The sequence below is a fragment of the Facilibium subflavum genome, from assembly GCF_003574485.1.
In the GTDB taxonomy this organism is placed as follows: Bacteria; Pseudomonadota; Gammaproteobacteria; order Francisellales; family Francisellaceae; genus Facilibium; species Facilibium subflavum.
In genome coordinates this window covers 1-1,838 of record NZ_QLIT01000015.1, presented here as the reverse complement: position 1 = coordinate 1,838, position 1,838 = coordinate 1, and the positions used below count along the sequence as shown (strand labels likewise).

Here is a 1,838-nt window from a genome sequence, read left to right as displayed (position 1 = left end):
GCAAGTTAGCTAAGCCTATTATTTCGCAGTGTTTTCTGAGTATACTTTTTAAATTTTTCGCACTATTTACTTCAAATTTACTGTTTAAATGCGCACAATAATCTCCAAGCAATAGTATTTTCTATGAGTATGTAATGCACATAAAAAAACACCTAAGTTTTGATGCTTTAATTAAAGATTATGCTGACAGAGTGTTATCAATTATTGATCATAGGCGCGAAGCAAGTAATGACTACACTATCTTTGATGTTATGATGTCCGCACTTGCCTGCATGTACATGCAATCACCTTCGCTACTGGCGTTTCAGAGTCAGCTTGAGAAAAGAACCCAACGCAATAACCTCATTAGCATGTTTAACGTGCACAAGACCCCTAAGGCTTCAGCAATGAAAGATTGTATTGATGAAGTAAAGCCAGAGGCTCTTGCTCCTGTATTTAAAACGTATCTATCGAAGTTACAACGCAACCACATGTTAAAAGACTATCAGTTTATTAATAACAAATACTTGGTAGCCTTAGATGGAACAGAGTACTTTAGCTCCAAGAAAATTAGTTGTGACTGTTGTCTAACCCAGCAGCATAAGAATGGTAGTTGCACTTATTCACATCAGGCATTGCAAGCAGCTATAGTGTCTCCCAATAAGAAACAGGTTATACCTATGATGCCTGAAGATATTAGCAAGAAAGACGGGACTAAAAAGCAGGACTGTGAAATAAACGCTGCTAAACGTTTAATCCCGAAGATACGTAAGGCGCATCCCAGGATGCCTATGGTGTGGTTAGCTGATAGTCTTTATGCAACAACGCCCTTTATTGAACTAATACAGTCAAAAACCGATGATAACTTCATCTTCAGAGTTAAGGAAGGTGACCATAAGTTCTTGTATGATACGATAGATGGGCTTGATGCAAAAAAGCATGAAAACACGATAAACAATGGCAAAGAGACACTTTATTATCATTGGTATGAAAATATTAGCTTAAATGCAAGCAGCCTGATTAAGGTTAATGTTTTAAGGGTGTATTCGACTAAAGCAGATCGTTATGGCAAGAAGACATCCACGATTGTTGGTGTTTGGGCAACTGATTTGATAATTGATGAGAGCAGTGTTGTTGAGATAGCTCGAGCTGCTCGCGCCAGATGGATGGTTGAGAACGAATGCTTTAACATATTAAAAAATCATGGATACTCAATAGATCATAGTTATGGGCATGGTCAAAAGAACCTATCATTTAATTTCTATACTTTGATTATGTTAGCCTTTACCTTGCATCAAATACATGAGTTGACAGATAAGCTATTCCAACAAGCTCGTACTTTTTACAGAACCAAGCGTGAACTTTGGCATGGTCTACAATTTCTATTTAATATGATGCTTTTTGATAGCTGGTTACAGATGATAGGATATGCTGTAAAAGTTAGAGATCCTGAGTTTGAGGGACTTCGACCTACTTGATGATATTATTTTATCTAAGATAGTATTAGCGTGCTAGGATTAGTCACGCCTATTATAAATATCTGGGTGTTTTACAGTCAATTAAGCATGTGAAGTAGTAATATTTGAGAGCATTTAAAAATGAATTTCAACTGAATTGGCTGAAAATTGTCTTGCATTAACCCCAATAAAAAATTTATAACGAGTTATTCAACTTGCCGGTAATTGCTGATCTTTAGCTCTGCCTATCCATGTCTTTTCCCAACTAATGCTTTGCTTTAATTGAATTAAAAGACCATGAACTTTTTTAATGAGTCTTTTTAGTTTCCAGCGTTTATCACTAATAAAAAGCAAGTCATCCATAAACCTTATGTGTTTGACACCTGCTTTTTTAGCTGCTTC

Annotated in this window: 2 protein-coding genes; one reads left to right on the top strand and one right to left on the bottom strand. The window is 36.1% G+C overall.

Features of this window, described 5'->3' with window-relative positions:
• Positions 1-134 precede the first annotated feature (134 nt).
• Positions 135-1,457 carry a transposase gene (locus DNK84_RS01980; protein ID WP_119342903.1) on the top strand — a complete coding sequence of 441 codons (1,323 nt, stop codon included), beginning with the start codon at positions 135-137 and terminating at the stop codon, positions 1,455-1,457.
• 189 nt (positions 1,458-1,646) lie between these two features.
• Here DNK84_RS01980 and DNK84_RS01975 read toward each other — a convergent pair.
• On the bottom strand, positions 1,647-1,838 hold a 192-nt coding region (locus DNK84_RS01975), incomplete at its 5' end, for an RNA-dependent RNA polymerase family protein (protein WP_208123232.1).